Origin of the sequence: Nocardia sp. NPDC056541, assembly GCF_042794235.1 — a bacterium.
Classification (GTDB): Bacteria; Actinomycetota; Actinomycetes; order Mycobacteriales; family Mycobacteriaceae; genus Nocardia.
Genome location: NZ_JBHTUD010000020.1, coordinates 50,183 through 65,632 on the forward strand (window position 1 = coordinate 50,183; position 15,450 = coordinate 65,632).

The 15,450-nt window shown below is 64.6% G+C and carries 14 protein-coding genes and 2 pseudogenes; 7 read left to right on the plus strand and 9 right to left on the minus strand.

What is annotated here, in order from left to right; genetic code table 11:
• Positions 1 to 43: 43 nt before the first annotated feature.
• The 5 genes from ACFQ9R_RS28725 to ACFQ9R_RS28745 all read right to left on the minus strand — a co-directional run bounded on the left by ACFQ9R_RS28725 (position 44) and on the right by ACFQ9R_RS28745 (position 5,026).
• Positions 44 to 1,192 carry a lipase family protein gene (locus ACFQ9R_RS28725; protein WP_378994867.1) on the minus strand — a complete coding sequence of 383 codons (1,149 nt, stop codon included), beginning with the start codon at positions 1,190 to 1,192 and terminating at the stop codon, positions 44 to 46.
• The gene (locus tag ACFQ9R_RS28730; RefSeq protein WP_378994869.1) at positions 1,189 to 1,752 is read right to left on the minus strand and encodes an SRPBCC family protein; all 564 of its coding nucleotides are present in this window, start codon (positions 1,750 to 1,752) and stop codon (positions 1,189 to 1,191) included. Before ACFQ9R_RS28730 ends, ACFQ9R_RS28725 begins: the two co-directional genes overlap by 4 nt.
• Complete coding sequence (locus ACFQ9R_RS28735; RefSeq protein WP_378994871.1) at positions 1,700 to 2,335, minus strand: peroxiredoxin; 636 nt, start codon at positions 2,333 to 2,335, stop codon at positions 1,700 to 1,702. The genes ACFQ9R_RS28730 and ACFQ9R_RS28735 overlap by 53 nt, the downstream gene beginning before the upstream one ends.
• On the minus strand, positions 2,332 to 3,531 hold the full coding sequence (locus ACFQ9R_RS28740; RefSeq protein WP_378994873.1) for a polysaccharide pyruvyl transferase family protein: 1,200 nt from the start codon (positions 3,529 to 3,531) through the stop codon (positions 2,332 to 2,334). Before ACFQ9R_RS28740 ends, ACFQ9R_RS28735 begins: the two co-directional genes overlap by 4 nt.
• A 727-nt stretch (positions 3,532 to 4,258) precedes the next feature.
• Positions 4,259 to 5,026, minus strand: coding sequence for an iron-containing redox enzyme family protein (locus tag ACFQ9R_RS28745; RefSeq protein ID WP_378994875.1), 768 nt, complete (start codon positions 5,024 to 5,026; stop codon positions 4,259 to 4,261).
• Positions 5,027 to 5,835: 809 nt separating this feature from the next.
• Here ACFQ9R_RS28745 and ACFQ9R_RS28750 point away from each other — a divergent pair.
• From ACFQ9R_RS28750 to ACFQ9R_RS28765, 4 genes and pseudogenes are all read left to right on the plus strand, one after another.
• Positions 5,836 to 7,499: pseudogene (locus ACFQ9R_RS28750) on the plus strand (Mu transposase C-terminal domain-containing protein).
• Positions 7,493 to 8,404, plus strand: coding sequence for a TniB family NTP-binding protein (locus ACFQ9R_RS28755; protein ID WP_378994877.1), 912 nt, complete (start codon positions 7,493 to 7,495; stop codon positions 8,402 to 8,404). Before ACFQ9R_RS28750 ends, ACFQ9R_RS28755 begins: the two are co-directional and overlap by 7 nt.
• Positions 8,401 to 8,634: pseudogene (locus tag ACFQ9R_RS28760) on the plus strand (TniQ family protein); the annotation flags it as partial. The gene ACFQ9R_RS28755 and the pseudogene ACFQ9R_RS28760, both read left to right, overlap by 4 nt.
• 148 nt (positions 8,635 to 8,782) lie before the next feature.
• Positions 8,783 to 9,778 carry a hypothetical protein gene (locus ACFQ9R_RS28765; RefSeq protein WP_378994996.1) on the plus strand — a complete coding sequence of 332 codons (996 nt, stop codon included), beginning with the start codon at positions 8,783 to 8,785 and terminating at the stop codon, positions 9,776 to 9,778.
• 117 nt (positions 9,779 to 9,895) lie between these two features.
• Here the strand turns inward: ACFQ9R_RS28765 and ACFQ9R_RS28770 are convergent, their stop codons facing one another.
• Positions 9,896 to 10,633: a class I SAM-dependent methyltransferase gene (locus ACFQ9R_RS28770; RefSeq protein ID WP_378994879.1), complete on the minus strand. Its 738-nt coding sequence runs from the start codon at positions 10,631 to 10,633 to the stop codon at positions 9,896 to 9,898.
• A 286-nt stretch (positions 10,634 to 10,919) separates the two neighbouring features.
• Here ACFQ9R_RS28770 and ACFQ9R_RS28775 point away from each other — a divergent pair, with 286 nt between their 5' ends.
• The gene (locus ACFQ9R_RS28775) at positions 10,920 to 11,804 is read left to right on the plus strand and encodes a recombinase family protein (RefSeq protein WP_378994881.1); all 885 of its coding nucleotides are present in this window, start codon (positions 10,920 to 10,922) and stop codon (positions 11,802 to 11,804) included.
• 245 nt (positions 11,805 to 12,049) lie between these two features.
• Here the strand turns inward: ACFQ9R_RS28775 and ACFQ9R_RS28780 are convergent, their stop codons facing one another.
• Positions 12,050 to 12,988, minus strand: coding sequence for a phosphotransferase enzyme family protein (locus ACFQ9R_RS28780; RefSeq protein ID WP_378994884.1), 939 nt, complete (start codon positions 12,986 to 12,988; stop codon positions 12,050 to 12,052).
• Between the two features lie 169 nt (positions 12,989 to 13,157).
• Here ACFQ9R_RS28780 and ACFQ9R_RS28785 point away from each other — a divergent pair, with 169 nt between their 5' ends.
• Both ACFQ9R_RS28785 and ACFQ9R_RS28790 read left to right on the plus strand, forming a co-directional pair.
• Positions 13,158 to 13,640, plus strand: coding sequence for an NUDIX domain-containing protein (locus ACFQ9R_RS28785; protein WP_378994886.1), 483 nt, complete (start codon positions 13,158 to 13,160; stop codon positions 13,638 to 13,640).
• 287 nt (positions 13,641 to 13,927) lie between these two features.
• Positions 13,928 to 14,596: a recombinase family protein gene (locus ACFQ9R_RS28790; protein WP_378994888.1), complete on the plus strand. Its 669-nt coding sequence runs from the start codon at positions 13,928 to 13,930 to the stop codon at positions 14,594 to 14,596.
• 89 nt (positions 14,597 to 14,685) lie between these two features.
• On the opposite strand, the gene ACFQ9R_RS28795 is transcribed toward ACFQ9R_RS28790, so the two are convergent.
• Both ACFQ9R_RS28795 and ACFQ9R_RS28800 read right to left on the minus strand, forming a co-directional pair.
• Positions 14,686 to 15,111 carry a hypothetical protein gene (locus ACFQ9R_RS28795; protein ID WP_378994891.1) on the minus strand — a complete coding sequence of 142 codons (426 nt, stop codon included), beginning with the start codon at positions 15,109 to 15,111 and terminating at the stop codon, positions 14,686 to 14,688.
• A gap of 89 nt (positions 15,112 to 15,200) precedes the next feature.
• Entirely contained in the window at positions 15,201 to 15,407 is a 207-nt protein-coding gene (locus tag ACFQ9R_RS28800) for a hypothetical protein (RefSeq protein WP_378994893.1), read from the minus strand.
• Positions 15,408 to 15,450: the final 43 nt, after the last annotated feature.

Here is a 15,450-nt window from a genome sequence, read left to right on the forward strand (position 1 = left end):
GGGCCCGGTGATGGCCAGGCCGGAGTCCAGCACGCCAGTGCTGCTATCTGGTGACCGCTTCTGCGAACTGGATCGCATCGATCGTGGCAGCCACGACTGTGCCACCGTGGTCACTGCCCGGATAGACACGAAGTGCAGGAAACGTCCCATTGGCTCGGAGCTGGGCTATGAAGGCCAACGTTAGAGGTAGGGGAACAGTCTTGTCGATAGCGCCCTGCCCGATGAAGACCGGTCGATCGTATGGAGCCATCGGCGCGTCGAACACTTCGTGCGCGCTTTCGGCGAAATCTCCCTCGCTGAGCGAACGCGTCAGAAGCTCTCCGACCCCGATTCCTTCTACCCGCTCAGCCATTGCTCGGAAACACAGTGTCTCGGCATCATCGACGAGCCTGCGTCCAAGCGGGGTCAGGTAACTGTCCAGATCCCAATCTGGTCGGGCTTGTTTGAGTCCACGCATCGCGTAGGCGGTGTAGACGGTCAGGTTGGGCATGCCCAGATTCGGTACCGACGGTCCCGCGGCAGCCAACAGCGAGACGACTTGCGCGGCGGGCGCAGTTGCGATTACACCGCGGTAGTCGAGCTCTGGAGCGTATTCGGTTGCCATCGTGGCGGTCCACAATGCACCACCACCTCCCTGTGACTGGCCTACCGCGAGCCAACTTGTTGACAGGGAACTGTCGATGGTCCGAGCTGCGCGCACGATATCGATCGCGGCGTGTGCTTCGGCTGCGCCGTCGAGGAAGGCGTGGACCCCTGGCGTCCCCAAGCCGATGTAGTCGGTGGCTACAACGGCGTATCCGTGGTTCAACCAGGCGTTCAGGTACGTGAAGTCGCGATCTCTATCAGTTGGGCCAGCGGTCGAAGGCGCGCACTCGTCTCCGAGGCCGACCGTGCCATGCAACCAAGAGACAACCGGCCATCCGTGTGGCGGCGCCGCTCCCCGCGGTGTGAAGACCGCACCACTGGATTGAGCTTCTCGGCCGGTCGAGTCTTGGGTCCAATAGGTGAGGCGCAGCCCGCGTTCGGAGCCGTTCAATTGCAGGTCTTCTGCCAGTGGACTCGTCGTGACCACAGTGCCTGGCAAGGGCTGGTCGTCGGCGTGAGCAGGTGTGACGACGAAGGTCAGGCCGGCCACCGCCAGCGCGGCGGCAAGGAACCGTCGGCGATAGCGCAGCCGAGCTAGTTGGTTCACGTTCGGTCCCCGAGCTGTGTGGGGCGCGCCTGAGCCTCGATGGATTGCTTGATCCGTCGCACGGTCTCGTTCATGCCGCCGCGAACGGTTTCGTCGAATTCCTCGATACCTCCCAGGACATTGTTGACCAGCCATACCGAGGCCCTCGGGGTGTGGCTACTGGCATCTCGACGCAAGGTAACAACAGTTCCGGTGGGTGATCGGTCGAGTTGGTAGGTCCACACGGCCCGGTTGCTGTCAGTACGGAAGGTCAGCCGCGATCCGACCTCGACCACAAGAATCGTTGAAGTGGTCGGCCAGAACGTGCGGCCCTTTCGGTTGATGTTGAGGGTGCGGGTCCCGGCCTTCAGCCGACCGAGAGGAAGCATGATCCTGCACTGCGGGCTCCACTGCCGCATACGGCGGAGATTGGATATCGCGTCCCACACAGCGAGGGGATCAGCGTCTACTTCGACCGAGGCAGACAGAGCTCGGCGAGCAGTAGTCGAGGTCATCGGGTGCTCCGGATCAATCGTTGTGCGTCGAGGTGCTCCGCGACGGCTGTTCGTCAGCTCTCGCATCACTTCGGATGGGCGGGTTTTCCGCAGCCCAGGACAGGACTTGGTCGGCGTGCTCGGCTGGAGGGAAGACCGGGTAGAAGATGTGATCGATCCGGCCGTTTGTGATCACCAGCGTCAGCCTGCGGTAGAGGCGCTTTTGCTCAACCTCGAAGGTTGGGAGGTTGAGGGACTCGGCCAGGAGTAGATCTGGATCCGCCAGCATCGAGAACGGCAGGTGCAGCCGCTGCACGGCCTCGCGTTGGTAGTCCGTGGTTTGGCTGGAAAGCCCGAACACGCGGGTGATTCCGTGCGCGAGCAGTTCCTGGTGGCGGTCACGGAACGAACAAGCTTGGGCGGTGCATCCAGCAGCCCCCGGGATAGTGCGCCACCCCTCGGGAAGAACGATGTCATCGCGTCCAGTCAGCGGATAGACGTAGATGATGGTGCGGCCCGACCCGAGCTGATCGATTCCGACTGCCTCGCCGGTTGTCGCGATCAGGCTGACCGGGGGGAGTGCCCCTCGAGGGATTCTGGACGCTGCACCGTCATTCTCCGGAGCGGGTAGCGGAGGGAGTTGGTCTGCGATGTCGGGTTCCGTACTCACGAGAGCATCTCGGCGACGAGATCGTAGTTGCGCTGATCAGCCTGGCGCAGTTCCCGCACCCCTTCGGAGATCAGGGTTCGCCGCTGTTCGATATCGCTGAGGACCGTCTTGTGTGCGGCGATCATCTTCTCGACCCGCTGTGGGTCGTCGTAGCGAATGAACGCATCAGACGCCCCGAACTGGTCGGCGATGAACCGTGTCCTCGTGTCGTGCCCGAGGGCGATGAACGGCACCGAGTGCGCGAGGGGCAGCACCAGAGCGTGATAGCGGGAGGTTGTGACGGTGTCGAACCAGAACATCGTCGCCGACATCTGATGTGGGGTCAGATCCGCTCCGTCGACGATCGGGGTGCGCTCGGGAACGGCGAGTTCGCTTCGCAACTGCTCGACGATGCGTCGATCGGCGGGATCCATCACTACCAGGGGAACGACGGTTTCCCTGTCAGCGAGGAGATACCGAACGTAGCGGGCCCAGTCGGAGAGCAGCTGAGCAGTCTTCTCGCGACCTCCGTCTGCCCAGGTGGCCTTGATCGGCCAGCGCAGATACTCCTCACGTCGACCTATGAGCGAGATCTTGGCCGGCCACATATGGAAATCGACAGGTGCTACGGCATGAACGCGAGCCGAGCCGAATCCGAACCGTGCTGCCATGGCCTCGCACAACTCGGGGGTGGGTGGGCTCATCGACAGCGCGCAGTCGGCTGTCACCTCGATCGGGCGGGTCACACCGAGTTGCTTCAGCGCCGCTGCAGCCCCATCGATCCGAACAGTGAGGAGATCAAGCCCGTCCAACGCGGAGGCGACTCGCGCATGTCGTTGGGGTGCGAGGGTTCCCGAGTCCAGAGCAAGACCCACCGCCAGGACTTTTTGACGGGCAGCTTCCTCCATGGCATGGGTAAATATTTCTACCATCAGGGGGCTGAACTCGTCGGTCAGCATGTTGCCCTCGGCAAGGATCATCAAGTCCGAATCAGCGATAAGTTTCGCTGCCCGCCGCTTGTGAAGGGCCGGATTCACATACGCTCGCTCGTCGGCGATGGTGAGATAATCGAGATTCTTCGGATGGGATGTCGATGCGGTGATGTGAGCGTCGGGAACACGTGCTTTGATGTTCTCGATCATCGACACCAGGCGCGCCTCGGCACCTATGTTCTTCCATCCGTGATACCCGTAAATGAAGATACGCGGTTTCGTCATTTTTCTTTTATCTTTCTACTCCGGGTGTGGCCTGCCCGAGGTTGCGCCCTCGAGGCAGACCACACCCGTGTGGAGGTCTGACGATCAGCATCCACGCGCTCATCGTCTACTGCTGTGCGATTCGATACTCAGACGGCGTATGAGCGACGAGGTGTACCGATTGCCTCGTACGATTCCGCTCGTGACATACCGAGTAACCCGCACCCGATCTGTGCCGCATTACGGTAGTCACCGACCACGACGTGGTAGGTTGCCGAACGACCTGGAACGGAGACTGTCTCACCGGTATCCGAGGCTCCGACTGCTACGTAGAGCGGCACCAATTTCTCGTGCGCATACGATATGTATCGACGATAGCCGGTCGATTCGCTGACCCACAGAGCGCCCAGGCTGAGCATCGCAAGTGCGTATCGTGCGCTTGCTACACCTGGTGAAGCCGCTAGTCGCCCAACGTGGGAATCTGCACCGAATCGCTCGAATCGCTGCCCGTCCAACACGGACTCGATATCCGGAAACCTCGTCGATCGCGCGGTAGCGACCAGGTCTTCGCCAACCGTCAGAATTCCGACCAGGACCGCTGACCGATCGATGCGGTCCTCTAGTGCTCGGTCGAACTGCAGACTGCTCCTGCTGCGGAATACGCGATCACGGAAATCTGCCGCGATAGCTAGGTTCGCACCCGAACATGGTGTCATCCGTACTGCGCGTTCGAGCACTGCCTGGCGGGTCATGCGGGGACTGCCGCAGTCGCCTCCCACGCCTCGAAGGCTTGGTCCATCAGCAGATGCGTCAGCGACAAAGTGGTCGACGCAACCCGCAGCACACCCTCGGCTTGCTCGGGGGTGTGGACGGACTTCCGGATAGCTTCGCGCACCTCATCTGCGTGTTTGGTGTCGATCTCGGCGTGCGCGACGAAAAAGGACATGTCACGGTCGGTGAGTCCCAGCGATTCTCGTGCCACCGCCATGAGCGGTGCGATGTGCTCGTAGACCGCTTCTGCCCAGTAGGAGTATCCGAGTCGGGCGATCGGCCCCTCACGCAACGCAACCCCGTACAGGTAGCCGATCAACGCGTCAGTGGCCGGCAGTGGACTGTCGTCAACAGTCTGGCCCTTCTCGAGAAGACCGACGGCCCGCAGGTCGTGCAGCACCATACGTTCGTGCCCGAGCTCCTCGCGTGCATGCTCGAGAACGAACTTCAGCAGGCTCAACTGCGCAGGCGTAGCACGGAAAGCGGCCACAGCCTGATTGGTCGCATTGTGGCTGGTGTAGTGATAGATCTGAACCATCAGCAATCGGTAAAGCTCACGGTTGAAACCATGCGCTTCAACATGCGTCCAGAGTTTTCCCTTTCGGGAGTTTTCCCACATACGAGAAATTGTGTAATCCAAATCCGCAAACAACGCGTCCGAGACACCCTCAACAGGGCCTACACGAGATTCACCCTCACCCTCCACAGCCAAAACATCATCAATGAATTCGAGTCCGTGACCCACAGTCTTTCCCCTTCGACAGCATCAGTACATGAAACAACTCGTGACATCACAAATAGATGTCACGCACATCAGAGAACAGTTTCCAGCATCTGGCCACATGCCCCGGGAATACAAGCAGAAATCCCGGAGGACAGGCAAACAAATCAGGCTGATCTCGCTTTTGGCGCCAGAAAGCGAGCGAGCCTGATCATAGACCAGAAGAAACACCCTCACCCGGGTGTTGAATTACCCACCACCGCCACGCATCAGCGCGAAACGCACTACCTCGTCACGCACCTTATCGATAGAGATCACCTCAGAATAAGGTGCTACGAATACGCGACGCCGACCATTGAACCGACGGCCTTCATCTATGTCCACACTCGGACCGTAGATGCCCCTATTATTCCCCACGACTTAAACCCCGCATCGTTCAAACCAACTTGCTGGACGATCGCATCGCCCGCAGATGATTTAACCACTTCTTTCGCTCCATGTCGATTAAAAACCTTGAAATCGTCTCTACCAGCTTAAATCATGATGATTTTAATTGGAAGCTTTGAGAGCGCTTGACAAGGGGGGTGCAGACGGTCCGGTCGGATGCAGCTCGGCGACGACCGCAGTGTCGAAAAAACGATCGTTTTACCGACACCGGGCGCCGGAACCGGAAGCGCCAGGACGGCCCCACTGTCGATTGTCGGAGTCCTGTTCAGCGCTGACCTGTGGATTCTGTTGCGGTTGACGAGGTCTAGCGATCATCGGCGTGTCCCGTACTCGTCGGCAGTACCGTGCATTCAGCTCGTACTCGTCTTCAGCACGGGGGTTGCGGGATGACCGGGAATTCAGCGTTGCCCGAGCGCGGTGTTCTGACCGCTGACGAAGCGCGGTGGCAGGTCGCGGTGGCCCGCGCGAGGGTCATCGGCCCGCTCGCTCAATCGGACCGGGTGAGCGTCGAAGCCGCCGACCAGGCCGCCGATCAGCTCGGGATCACTCAACGCCAGGTCTATGCGCTGGTCCGGCGCTGGCGTGCAGGCGACGGGGTGGCGTCGGACTTGTTGCCGCGCCGCTCATCCGGCGGTCGTGGTGGTGCCCGGCTGCCCGAGGAGGTCGAACAGATCATCCGCAAGATCCTGCGAACCCGCTACCTGACCAGACAGAAACGGTCGGTGACCGTGATCTGTCGCGAGATCACCCGCGAATGCCGGATCGCCGGACTCAAGCCGCCGTCTCGGTCGGCGGTCACGCGCCGAATCCCCGCCTGGACCCGCTCAAGGCCACCACTTCCCGCCAGGGCGCCGACGCGGCCCGCGCGCGACGGGCCGCCGGCGGGTCCACCTCGGCGGTCGACGGGCTGCTGGAGCGGGTCCAGATCGACCACACCCCAGCGGATGTGATCGTGGTCGACGACTTTCACCGGCTGCCGATCGGGCACCCGTATGTGACCGCGGCGATCGACGAGGCCACCCGGTGCGTGCCGGGCCTGGTGATCACCCTCGACGCGCCGTCGGCGACCTCGGTCGGGTTGTGCTTGGCGCATATGGCGATCGACAAACGCCCGTGGCTGGAACGGCTGGAGGTCGACGCGGCGTGGCCGATGAGCGGCAAGCCGGTCCGCCTGTATGTGGACAACGCCGCGGAGTTCAAGAGCGAGGCCCTGCGCCGCGGCTGTGAGCAGCACGGGATCGGCGTGGACTACCGGCCGCCGGGCCAGCCTCACTTTGGCGGGGTGATCGAGCGGCTGATCGGCAACATGATGACGATGGTGCACGAGCTACCCGGCACCACCTTCTCCAACACCGCCGACCGTGGTGGCTACGACAGCGACGCGAAAGCTGTTCTCACCCTGGGCGAGTTGCAGCGGTGGATGGCCCTGGCCGTGGCCTGCTACCACGGCCGACCGCACGAAGGTCTGGGCGGGCGGACTCCTGCCGGGGTGTGGGCCGAGCGTGCCGGCGCCGGGGGCGCACCGGCGACGGTGACCAATGAGACCGCGTTCCTCGTCGACTTCCTGCCCGTCATCCGGCGGAGCCTGTCGCGCAGCGGGTTCACCGTCGACCACGTGCAGTACTACGCCGATGTGCTGCGCCCGTTGATCGCCCGCCGCGAGCAGCTGGGCCGGTTCGTGCTGCGCCGCGATCCACGCGACATCTCCCGGATCTGGGCGCTGCACCCCGAGACCGGCGAGTACCTGGAGGTCCCGTACCGGACGTGGTCGCGCCCGGCGATCAGCGTGTGGGAACACAGCGCCGCGGTGGCCCGCCTGCGCGAGCAGGGACGTGCCGAGATCGACGAGAACGCACTGTTCTCCATGGTGGAGCAGATGCGGGAGATCACCGACACCGCCGCCGCGGCCAGCCGCAAGGCACGGCGAACCACCGCCCGCCACACCGAGGTCCGGGCCCGCCGACCCGCCCGACCGGAACCGCCACCGACCCCACACGTAGCCGTCGTACCGGCGCCGGTCGCGCCGTTCGAGGTGATCGAGCAATGGTGATCGGCGAACCGGTCGACCTGTCGCACCTGCATCCCTTGGCGCACCGGATCGCGCTGCTTCCGGCCGCTGAACGAGTGCGCTATGTGCGTGCGGATCGTTGGATCGGCTACACCCGCGCCACCGAGGCCCTGGCCCAGCTCGAGGTACTGCTGACGATGCCGTCCAAGCAGCGCATGCCGAACCTGCTGTTGATCGGGCCGACCAACAACGGCAAGTCGATGATCATCGAGAAGTTCCGCCGCGACCACCCGCCGATCTCGCACACCGACCGCGAGGAGATCCCGGTCCTGGCGGTGCAGATGCCCTCGGAGCCCAGTGTGCTGCGCTTCTACGTGGCGTTGCTGGCGGCGTTAGGGGCGCCGGTGCGGACCCGTGCGCGGCGTCTGGCCGATGTCGAGGAGCTGGTGGTGCGGTTGTGCCGAGCGTGTGGCGTGCGGATGCTGGTGATCGACGAACTGCACAACATCCTCGGCGGGCGCGCCAACAGCCAGCGCGAATTCCTCAACCTGCTGCGGTTTCTGGGCAACACCCTGCGCATTCCGTTGGTCGGGGTCGGGATCCGTGACGCCTACCTGGCGATCCGCTCCGACGACCAGCTCGAGAACCGGTTCGCCCCGCTGGCGCTGCCGCGCTGGGAGATCGGTGACGAAGCCGCCGCGTTGTTGGCCAGCTTCGCCGCGGCGTTGCCGCTGCGGCGCCACTCGGCGATCTCCGACCACGAGATGGTCAGCTACCTGCTGACCCGCTGCGAGGGCACGATCGGGGAACTGTCGACGCTGCTCGCCAACGCCGCAATCGTGGCGATCGAGACCGGTGAGGAGGCGATCAACCAGCGCACTCTGCTGCTGGCCGGATACGCGGGCCCGACCGAACGCCGGCGAAGCTTCGAACGCGAACTCACATGAGCGCGCCGACGCGCTGGCCGGTGCACCCGCCGCCGGGCGAGCTGGAGTCGTTGTCGTCGTGGGTGGCGCGCATCGCCGAGTTGTACAGGATGCCGGTGGGCGAGCTGGTCGGCCCGAATCTCAATGTGCTCAGCGATATCCCGGACCGACTCGACGAGGACGTACCACCGGAGCTGCTGGCAGCGCTGGCCGGGGCCACTGCGGTCCCGGTCGCGAGGTTGAAGGCGATGACACTTCCCGGGTGGGTGCCGTGGCTGTTCGACAGCTTCCCGATGCCCGCCCGCGAGGGCGAAGACACCTTCTACAGCTACGTGCGCCAGGACTCTGTGATGCTGGCCCCAGGGAGAAGCCCGTCGGTACAAGGTGGCCCGGTGGCGGGTGTGGCGCGGGCCGTGGATTCCGGAAACACCGCTGGATCGGTCGTGCCCGCTGTGCACGGCAGGCCCGCAACCGCAACGGTGCTGGGTGTGGTCGCTGCCGCTGACCATCGGCTGCACCATCCACCGGCGCCGGTTGCTCTACCGCGCCGAGTTGCTCACCGCCGAGCTCGCCGGAGCCGATGTCGCCGGTACCCCGATCGCCGAACCTGTTGCCACCCTGGAGAACTACACCCACCAAGCCCTGACCACCGGTAAGGTCGAGTTGCCCGGCCGCCGGGTGCACGCCGCGGTGTGGTTTCGGCTGCTGCGCACCCTGCTCGATGAACTGAGCCTGCCCACATCCGGCCTGAGCGTGGGGTCGGCCCGCACCCTCACCCAGATGTGGCAGACCGCCGGGCTGACCCCACGCGCCGGGCTCCGCATCTGGACGCCCTATGAAAAACTGCCCTGGCCGCGTCAGGAGGACCTGCTCACCGCGGCCGCCGTCGCGATGGACCTCGCCGCCGGGCGCCACCTTCGGCCGCGCGGCACCCTCGCGCCGGCCCTGTCCCTTCCGGGCGTCGAACCGGTCTACCCCGGCGACGACCCTCGCCGCGCACACGACGGCTCGGCCGCCCGGATCCTCGATCCTCGCGGCCTGGACCGCCGCACCGATTACAGCGCGCTGTTCGACGAGCTCGCCCGCACGGTGCGCACCGACCCTGACACCGCCCGCCGGGTGCTGGCTTTCCTCGTGCGCACCGACCCGAACCCGGCCAACCTCGACCGCGAACGCGACATCCTGATCCGCGACACCGGCATGCCGCCGGAGTTCGTGCGGACCCGCGCCGAAACCGAGGCGCTGCTGGTCCTGTATGGACACGACCCCTGTGAGGTCGCGCGCCAGCTCACCGAATTCACTGACGAACCGCCGCGGCACGCAACAGATGACCTGGCGGCGAGTCTGTTCACTCCCGACGATCTGGCACAACTGCGCGCTCGGCTGGATCGTTGAGCAATCCGCCACGGCGCGTGTGCTGTCCGGGAAAGAAGTGCCGGGCTGGATGAGACGATCGTAGAAGCGGTGCGCGGCGTGCTGATTGCCCATAACTGGCTTGTCGCAGCGTAGGAGTTAGGCCTCCAACACCAGGAACAGGAAGGCCAGGAACCTGGGGTCCTCGCGGTCCTGGAAGAACTCGGGGAACCGCTCCACCGCTTCCGGGGCAGGTGCCGGTTCCTCGAGGCGGGTGATACGGAATCCGCTGTCGGAGAATGTCTGGAACATGGTTGACAAGGACCGATCCCAGAATGTGAGGTCTGCGGTCTGCCCGGCCATATCGGTCACCTTGCGTTGGCGCGTGGCGAAGTAGTTGGTGGTCTCGCCGGCCTGAAGTTGCGTGAACCACATGACCAGCGGGTGCTCCACCGAGAGGATTAGGCGGCCTCCGGGCTTGAGCACGCGGCGCATCTCCGCCAGCGGGGAGCGCCAGTCTTCGAGGTAGTGCAGCGCGAGGGAACAGACAACGTCGTCGAAGGTGCTGTCGCCGAAGGGAAGAGGGGCAGCCAGGTCCCCGACGTGTAGCTCTGCGGCGCCCCCGACTCTGTCTGTGGCGATGTCGATCAGGGCTTGGCTGCCGTCGATTCCGACCGCAGTCGCTCCGCCTTCGATGAGGTCGACGAGCGTGGGACCCGAGCCGCACCCGGCGTCCAGCACATGCTTACCCGTCACGTCGCCGAGCAGGTTCCGGATCGCGGGCCGGTTGTAGTACTCGTTGAGGAGGCTCGTCGCGTTCTCCTCGGCGTAGGCCTTGGCGATCGGGTCGTATGCGGCCGCGCCGCCGGAGTCAGTTCGCTGCGTTGTTGTCCCCACGTGCCCGACGCTAACACGGCAGTAGCGGATGGGCCTGAACGCTCCCTGTCCACGTGCAGAATCTGAGTTCTTTTGCGCGCCAGACCATCACCCCCGCTCAACACTACGACGGGGGCGCCAGTCGGGTCGCCGCCGCGTCCGGTTCGGCAAGGCTCAGCATCGGGTGTTTCATAGGTGATCACCTATGAAACAGCGGTGGGCTCAGTCGATATCCAGCACGTTCTATGTTTCATAGGTTGTTGCAAATATCCAACACATTGAAACGCACCTATGAAACACTGTGCGGGTGAGTGGCAACGATTTTCTCCGCGTGGAGGCCCACGACTGCCCGATGTCGAGTTGCGCCGCCCCGGCCGGATCGCCGTGCCGGACCGGTAAGGGCAAAGTCGCCATCGGCTATCACACCGCACGCTTCCGCCTCGTGCCCTCGCTCGCCAAGACCCTCACCGTGACGACCCCGGCGCTGCGCAAGCCCGGATCGGTGTGGACCGAACTGCCCCGCCCGCCCGCGGCCGCCGCCGATTCGAGCGCGCACGTACGCATCGGCTACGCTCGCGCCTCCACCGTGCGCCAGTCCCTCGACACCCAGCTCGACTCCCTGCGCGCCGCCGGCATCGGCCGGATCTACTCCGAAAAGATCTCCACCCGCGCCCAGACCCGCCCCGAACTCGACCGCGCCGTCGCCCTGGCGCGCGAGATCCGCGCCTCCGGCGCCGCGGTCACTCTGGTCGTGCACGAACACAAACGCCTCGGCCGCGGCATCGAACTCGCCGCCCTGGCCGAACAACTCAAGGCAGCCGACATCGGACTGGAATTCCTCACCGGCGAACTACAGGGCTCCCACGACCCGTCCGGGGTGGTATTCACCGTGCTGGCCGCCCTTTCGGGAATGGAACGCGAGTACATCCGCGACCGCACCCTCGAAGGCCACGAATCCGCCCGGGCCCGCGGCAAATCCATCGGCGGCGCCGCCGTGGCCGACGAAGCCATGCTCTCGATGGCGCTACACCTGCGCGAAAAGAACCACAGCCTGCGCGACATCGCTGCGCGGCTGGTCATCACCAAAGGCAAGAAGAAGGGCCAGCACCCCTCACCGGCCACCGTCCTGCGGCTGCTGCGCGATCACGACCAGCAGACCGCGGCACGCGATGCTGTCGGCGGGCCCGGCTAGCCTGCCGGTCGTGACGCTACGACCCGGCCGCTTCGGCCACCTGAGCTGAACCCGCCCGCGCGGGGTGGTATCTCAGGCGGTGCGGACGCGCACATGATGATCGTGACCCCGACCAGACAGGTTCGCCGCGCCGATCACGTCGCAGCGATCGGGCCGGAAACCGTCCAAGACCATGCCACAGCAGGGATCCGCCGACGAACACCCCGCCGTAGGCGGCCAGGATGCGGCCTTGGGCGGGCTTGCTGTCACGGCCAGTTCAATCGTGAGGTCATCCACAACAACGTTGTTCGAGCCGCTCGGCCTTGAAACGCCCGCAGGTTTGGTGATCGTGGCGGCGCCGGTAGGCAGGATTGCGCGCTCCAGTAGCCGGCCAGGGCGCACAGCAGCGAATCGATCGCGACCGGATCGGTATCCCGTGTTACCGGGTGCGCGGCAAGAATCGGGTCTGGATCGATCCCTGCTGCCGCGATCCAGGGAGCCAGAAACCCAAGGTCCACCCACGCCGCGCCACAGCAGGGCCACGCCCAGTCCACCACCGTCACCGATCCGTCGACGGTCACCAGCAGGTTGTCAGGGCGGAGATCGGTATGTAACAACGTCTCCCCGTCGGCCCACTCGACCCACCGGCCTTCCAACGCCGCCAGCGCATCCAGATTTCGTAGAGCCCACGGGTCCAGGTCCTGCGGTGCCCCCAGCTCGGCGAAGCTGGTCCAGCGCCGCAACTCGGGCCCATACATTTCGGCCACGTTGGGCGTTGCTGGTCTCGGGCTCGGTGTCAGTGCTTGCGCCATCCGATCCAGCAGTTCCAACACGGAGGCCAGTTCCTCGGGCCGGTCCAGGTGTGGGTGGTGGCCCGCGACGAACTCGAATACGACGACGAACCATCCTGATTGTTCGACGGTGAACAGCACGGCAGGTGTCGGGACTTGGGCTGAGAGCCCCCGCGCAGCAGCGGCTTCTGTGCGGTATGGGCCAGCGAGTCCGTCATCGACGCGGATCGCCTTGGCGAACGCCCGCCGACCGTCGGCCAGCACCAGAACCGCGGCCATTCCGTGGCTGAACCCGCCGCGCTGGTTGAGCGCCGACACCACCGGTGCACCAAGGCCAGCGGCAACTTGCTCCCGTACCGATACCGGGAGATCGGGCCATTCGTCGCGTTGTGCGACGCCGTCGAAGACGATCACCCGCGTATTCTGCGGCGCCGATCCATTCGCATCAAGGCGATTTCGGCTGGCTTCGGGGGCGGGAGAGAGGAATTCGGCGAGGATCCGGTTGAGCGGGCCGGCACCACGGCCAGTGAGACCGGAAGTGGTTGCTCTCGTTCGGTTTTCGCGTGTCGATAGGGTGGCCGGTGTGGCGGAGACTGAGCAAGCGGAGGCGATTGCGGCGTTGCCGCGTAAGCGGATGGGCGCAGGGATGTTGTTCGTCGACGAGCAGGATCGGGTGTTGCTGGTCGAACCCACCTACAAGCAGCACTGGGAGATACCCGGTGGAGTGGTCGAGACCGGCGAATCACCCCGCGCCGCTGCCTGCCGGGAGGTGGCCGAGGAACTCGGACTTCATGTCTCGCCCGGACGGTTGTTGGTGGTCGACTGGGTCCCGCCCGGGTTGTATCCCGACGACGGCTTGATGCTGATCTACGACGGCGGTTCGCTGAGTGTGGAGCAGACCTCGGCGATCACTGTGCAGGCCGAGGAGATCCGGAGCTGGCGGTGGTGCGACCAAGCCGAAACCACATCGAGGTTGGTTCCGGTGATGGCCCGTCGCGTCGCCGCCGCAGTGACCGCGCACCAACGACACTCGACGGTGTACCTCGAAGACGGAGCCGTTGTCTAAGTAGCTGGAACTACGACCACGGGTACCGACGTCGGTTCGACCTGGAGGTGCCGTTCCGCAAAACGCAGCGGATACGGCCCCGCTCGCGCCCGCACCAGCCAGTGACGGGTGCCTAGCGCCTGCGCGAAAACGAGCACGGCTGAACAGCACTTCGAGCAACGCTGAACGCGACTCCGAACATTGACATCACAGCCAGGACGGGTCTGCCGATGCGGTGTCGAGAAAACGTGTTGCAAAGTCGGAGTGTTCAACAATCCGTGTCAGCCCTTTCTCGTACAGTTCCGGGCATGGCCACCAAGTCGAACGCCCTCGATCTCCCGGAACCGCTTGTCCTCGATGGGGATGCGCTCGATCCGATCGGCGGCGGGGGAGCGCTCGTCGGGTACGGCCGGGTCTCGACCGCCGGCCAGCTGCTCGACCGTCAGCTCGCCGCGCTCGCCGCGGCCGGGTGCCAGAAGATCTTCACCGACAAGAAGTCGGGCAAGGACACCGAGCGCGCCGAGCTGTGGAAGTGCCTGGAGTACATGCGCGTCGGCGACACCCTCGTCGTGCCGTCACTGGATCGCCTCGGCCGCTCCCTGCAAGATCTGATCGCGATCGTCGCCGGACTCCGCAAGCGCGACATCGGGTTCCGGTCGCTGCACGAAGCGATCGACACCACCACCCCCGGCGGGCGTCTGGTGTTCCACGTCTTCGCCGCCCTGGCCGAGTTCATCCGCGAACTCATCGTGCAGGGCACCAACGAAGGTCTGGCCGCCGCCCGCGCCCGCGGCCAGCGTCTCGGACGTCCACCGGCGATGACCGAGGAACAGATCCGCCAGGCCCGCGCGATCTTGACCCGGCCCGAGGAAACCGTCTCTTCGGTCGCCCGACTGCTCGGCGTCTCGCGCTCGACGATCTACAAGTACGTCCCCGAACTTGCCGCCACCGAGCAGGCGAGCCTCGACTCGGCATAGGTCACGGCCGGACCGGCGAAGCCCTCGGCGAGTGAGCATTTGCTGAGGTCAAACGGGATCGAGCCGGTAAACGACGGGGCCCTCCAGGACTAGCCCCTCGGGGCGTTTCTGGAGAGCCACCCTTGAAGTGCAGCTCGTATCTCATCGTTCGTTGGTGTGCGGCCGCTGACGATCGGCGCCGGGTGCTCCTCATAGCCGCCGAGACTGGTTCTCAAGAAGATCCACGAGCCATCGGCACGCACACCGATATTCGCGTAACCGAATCCGGGGTCGTACCTTCCTCCCGGTGAGAAGGACAGGTTGACCCGCCAGAAGCGGACGTAGCTGTTGAACAGTGTGTCCTTGCGTCCTTCCTGTTCGATACCGAGCTCTTTGGCAGCCCGCGCGAACTCCCGGATGTTGCGGTTCAGCACTTCGGTGTACGCCGCGACGCGTTTTCGACGTTCGCTTTCCTTGCTAAGCGTTTCGGCATCCCATTGCTGCTGCTGCCGCCGAACCTCGTCTGCCATGCCCACGAGACAAAGCGTAATCCCTTACCGCTCTTCGCAACCGGTCATCGGTCGGCGCAGCCGAAGTGCTACGCCGACCAACTCCGTCGAGGTTGCTACCTGCGGGACAAGAAGATTTTGAGGGTCACTGCCACAAATCCACCAGCGGCGCCCAGCACCACCCCTGCCGCTGGTCCGACAATGACCACCAGGGCGACAGTGGTGGTGAGAATCGCTACCAACGCCACCACATCGGTGACACCGGCTCGCCTTGATTCTCTATCGACGCTCTGCCGGTTTTCGGTATGGGCGTGTACATTCACGGTCTGTCTCCTTGTTCGCGGGGAGGTGAAACACCCTCGCGTG

Excerpts from the sequence above, each read along its gene's own strand:
- ACFQ9R_RS28730 (WP_378994869.1), bottom strand. The coding sequence starts at position 1,752 with ATGCGAGAGCTGACGAACAGCCGTCGCGGAGCACCTCGACGCACAACG.
- ACFQ9R_RS28740 (WP_378994873.1), bottom strand. The coding sequence starts at position 3,531 with ATGACGAAACCGCGTATCTTCATTTACGGGTATCACGGATGGAAGAAC.
- ACFQ9R_RS28755 (WP_378994877.1), top strand. The coding sequence starts at position 7,493 with ATGGTGATCGGCGAACCGGTCGACCTGTCGCACCTGCATCCCTTGGCG.
- ACFQ9R_RS28790 (WP_378994888.1), top strand. The coding sequence starts at position 13,928 with ATGGCCACCAAGTCGAACGCCCTCGATCTCCCGGAACCGCTTGTCCTC.